Annotated in this window: 4 protein-coding genes; 1 reads left to right on the forward strand and 3 read right to left on the reverse strand. The window is 71.0% G+C overall.

Going from position 1 to position 2372, the window contains the following annotated elements; translation table 11 throughout:
- On the reverse strand, nucleotides 1-518 hold a 518-nt coding region (locus ACOADB_RS10535), incomplete at its 3' end, for a hypothetical protein (protein ID WP_378597985.1).
- 39 nt (nucleotides 519-557) lie between these two features.
- Between ACOADB_RS10535 and ACOADB_RS10540 the strand changes: the two genes are divergently transcribed.
- The gene (locus ACOADB_RS10540) at nucleotides 558-1022 is read left to right on the forward strand and encodes an MOSC domain-containing protein (protein WP_378597987.1); all 465 of its coding nucleotides are present in this window, start codon (nucleotides 558-560) and stop codon (nucleotides 1020-1022) included.
- Here ACOADB_RS10540 and ACOADB_RS10545 read toward each other — a convergent pair.
- Entirely contained in the window at nucleotides 994-1437 is a 444-nt protein-coding gene (locus ACOADB_RS10545; RefSeq protein WP_378597989.1) for an OsmC family peroxiredoxin, read from the reverse strand. The two genes, ACOADB_RS10540 and ACOADB_RS10545, sit on opposite strands and share 29 nt — an antisense overlap.
- A gap of 41 nt (nucleotides 1438-1478) precedes the next feature.
- Nucleotides 1479-2372, reverse strand: an 894-nt coding sequence (locus ACOADB_RS10550; RefSeq protein WP_378597991.1) for a MaoC/PaaZ C-terminal domain-containing protein, incomplete at its 5' end; no start/stop codon positions are given.

Below are 2372 nucleotides of genomic sequence, written 5' to 3' on the forward strand. Positions count from 1 at the left end.
TCGAGTACGGCGATCAGCGCGGCCGACTCGGGCGACACCTGGAAGGCTCCGGCCAGTGCCCTCGACTGCACCTGGGCACCACTGACCTGGATGTAGTCGTCGTTGCGGCTGACGAATCGCAGGACGGGAAGGTGTTCCGGGTCCTCGACGAACGGCGGCACGATCTCCCACCAGTGCACTTCGATCCGTTCCACGTCGCGCCAGGCCACGTGGCCCCACCCGCCGTCACGCGCCGAACCGGTGTGCAACGCGACTCCGTCATTGTCGAGCTGGACGACCGCGTCATGGCGCAGGCGTGAGCTGTTGCCGATCAGCCCGGTGACTCCCCAGCCGAGGATCAGCAGGCCGGCCGCCGCCGTGAGGAGTGCGTCCAGCCGGTCCAGCGATTCGAGCTCCTGGGTGGCGAGCGCCACGAACAGGCTCCCGGACAGGGCAAGGCCGACAGCGACCGCGGCCGGCCGAAGTGGTGAATGCCCACTGGCGGGCGCCCGCAGCCGGAGCTCCAGCGCGTCACTCACTCGTTTGTCCTGTCATGGGCTGCACCCTAACCTCGGGGCGTGGAGCTGCTGCCGACAGTCGAGTCCATCCATCTCGCCAAGGCGACCCGCCTGCCGATGCAGCCGAAGACGACCGTCGAGGTGGAAGCCGGCAAGGGAATCGTGGGCGACCGGTACCACGGCACGAAGCACCGTCACGTCACCGTGCAGAGCAGGGAGAGCCTCGACGAAGCGGCGACGGTCTACGGGCGCGCCGTCCCCTCGCACCTGACCCGGCGCAACCTGACCCTCAGCCACGGTGTGGTCCCGCGCGAGCCCGGCGCGCTGTTGCGGATCGGCGACGTCCTGCTGGAGGCCGTGCGCGTCGCCGCACCGTGCAAGCTGCTCGACGACACGATCGGCGCAGGCGCCCAGGAGGCGCTGCGCCGCCGTGCCGGCACCGTGTTCCGGGTCCTCGAGGGCGGGACGATCACCGTCGGGGACGCCGTCGTCGGGGTCAGCTCTCGAGCGCCGCGTCCAGCGTGATGCTGTCGACGCCGGCGAGCGCCTTGCTGATGATGCAGCCGGCCTTCGCCTTCTCGGCCGCTGCGACGAAGCCGTCGTTGTCGAGGCCCTCGGCCTCGCCGCGGACGGTGAGCTTGATGAGGGTGATCCGGAAGCCGCCTGCCGGGTCGGGGCCGAGCGTCACGTCGGCGGTGACGTCCAGTGCGATCGGGGTTCCGCCGGCGTCGGCGATCGCCTTCGACAACGACATGGCGAAGCACGCGGAGTGCGCGGCGCCCACGAGTTCCTCGGGGGACGTCGTACCGGCAGCCTCGTCGGCCGCGCGCTTCGGGAACGACACGTCGTAGGTGCCGACGCCGGACGAGGTCAGCTCGACCTGTCCGGAACCATCCATGAGTCCGCCGTTCCAGGCGGTGCGTGCGGTACGAATCGGCATGGGGAGACCTTTCGACGGGGGTGAGGCCCCCACCGTACGACTCAAGCGGTGAGGTCGACCACGCAGTCAGCCAGCACGGGGGAGCCGTCGCGGTCCCCGCCGTCGATCGCGGCGATCGCCACGATCCGGTCGCCCTCGCGCCACCCGGTGACCTTGATGGCCTCGCCGGGGAACACGACGCCCGCGAACCGGCCCGTGAACCCGGCCACCGCGGCGGCGTCGCCACCGAGCAGGCCGTCGGTCAGCTCGCGCAGCACGATCCCGTAGGAGCAGAGTCCGTGCAGGATCGGCGCCGGGAAGCCAGCGGCCTTGGCGAAGTCCGGGTCGGCGTGGAGCGGGTTGCGGTCACCGCACAGGCGGTAGAGCAGCGCCTGCTGCGGTGTGACCGTGTACGACGACGTGTGGTCGGGTGCGCGCTCGGGCACCACGACGGGCTCACTCGTGCCCCGGTCGCCGCCCCAGCCGCCCTCGCCCTTGACGAAGATCGACGAGCGCACCCGCCACAGCTCCTCGCCGGACCCGTCGGTGCCGGACGTGGCGACGGCCTCCTGCCAGATCACCGCGGCCTTGCCCTTGTCCCAGATGTCGGTGAGCGTGGTGCGGATGGTCGCCGTACCCGAGGTCGGCAGCGGCCCGGACACGGAGATCGACTGGGAGCCGTGGACGACCTGCGCCAGGTTGATGTCGCAGCCCGGGAGGTCCAGCGGCGGCGGGTCCGTCTCGTGGAAGGTCGGTGCCACGACGCCGAACGACGGCAGCACCTGCAGCGCCGCGTTGTCGAGCGTGGATCGCAGGGCGACCGGATTGACGTTGTCACCAGCACGCATGCCGGCGCCGATGCCGAGGTGGTAGAGCAGCACGTCGGACTCGGTCCACGAGAACGTGCGGGCGCCGAGGTCGGCGCCGATCGCGACGGACGGATCGATGGGCATGGG

The sequence above is a fragment of the Nocardioides sp. CPCC 206348 genome, from assembly GCF_048654705.1.
In the GTDB taxonomy this organism is placed as follows: Bacteria; Actinomycetota; Actinomycetes; order Propionibacteriales; family Nocardioidaceae; genus Nocardioides.

Bases quoted from the DNA above. Each gene is read 5' to 3' on its own strand.
- ACOADB_RS10545 (WP_378597989.1), bottom strand. From the start codon at position 1,437: ATGCCGATTCGTACCGCACGCACCGCCTGGAACGGCGGACTCATGGAT.